General features: G+C 70.0%; 2 protein-coding genes. One reads left to right on the forward strand and one right to left on the reverse strand.

The genetic code is table 11. The features are described from left to right. On the reverse strand, positions 1-394 hold a 394-nt coding region (locus DEH69_RS00755), incomplete at its 3' end, for a cellulose binding domain-containing protein (RefSeq protein WP_181727196.1). 377 nt (positions 395-771) lie between these two features. Between DEH69_RS00755 and DEH69_RS00760 the strand changes: the two genes are divergently transcribed. Then, positions 772-1,123 (forward strand): cellulose binding domain-containing protein (locus DEH69_RS00760; protein WP_181727197.1); only part of this gene is annotated, 352 nt, incomplete at its 3' end.

Here is a 1,123-nt window from a genome sequence, read left to right on the forward strand (position 1 = left end):
AGACGGAGGCCCCCGGGGCGATCGTGCCGTTCCAGCCGGTGTCCTCGACGGTGACCGCCTGGCCCGACTGGGACCAGACGCCGTTCCAGCCCTCGGACAGGCGCTGGTTCCCGGCATAGGAGTAGGTGAGGGTCCAGCCGTCGATCGGGGCGGTGCCCTCGTTGGTGAGGATGAGGCTGGCGGTGAAGCCCGCACCCCAGTCGTTGGCGCTGTACTCCACCTCGCAGGCCGGATCGGCCGCCTGTGCGGTGAAGTTGACCCCGGCCAGCAGGGTCAGGGGAAGCGCCATGGCCAGGGCGGCGGCGATGCGACCCCGGCGCGCGGCGCTCCTTCGGCGGCGCTCCCGCGGCGCGGGCGGCGGCGTTCCGGCCGGTGCTCGTCTGCGAACACGCATGGTTGCGGTCCCTCCTTGCGGCTTCTCGTTCACCTGGAGCTCTCGTTCACCTGGAGACTGCGCGTGCGTTCGTGGTCGCGAGTGAAGAGTCAGTGGGAGCGCTCCCAAGGATGTGACCAAGTCGCATATGCGTCAAGAGCTTTGACGCGGCTCGTGTCGATGGCGTGATTGTCGTGTCCTAACTGCGGCGTCAGGTCGCCTTGCCGACACATTTCTTGAACGAAACCCTGGCGGCCCGCCCCGACTGGCGCTACCTTCCCCTCAGTCAGTGGGAGCGCTTCCAAGAGTTCGGACGTCAGGACGGGCGTCGCCTCCGGTCGCATCGACCCCGTCGCGCACGCCGTACGGGCTCGGCAACCTCCGAAAGGACTCACCCCATGAGCCGCACCACCCCCCCACCGAGACGCAGACGCGGAGCCCTGTTCTCGGCAGGGGTCCTGGCCGCCACCGCCCTGGGCGCGGGCGGCCTCACGCAGGGAACGGCCGCCGCGGCCGACTTCGCCTGCGAGGTCGGGTACTCCACCAACGACTGGGGTTCGGGCTTCACCGCCGACCTCACCATCACCAACACCGGTTCGACCGCGGCCAGCGGCTGGACCCTCACCTACGCCTACGCCGGGAACCAGCGCCTGTCCCAGGGCTGGGACGGCGTCTGGTCCCAGTCGGGCCAGACCGTCACCGTCGAGGACACCGGCTGGAACGGCACGATCGCCCCGGGGGCCTCCGTCT

Origin of the sequence: Streptomyces sp. PT12 (assembly GCF_003311645.1) — a bacterium.
Classification (GTDB): domain Bacteria; phylum Actinomycetota; class Actinomycetes; order Streptomycetales; family Streptomycetaceae; genus Streptomyces.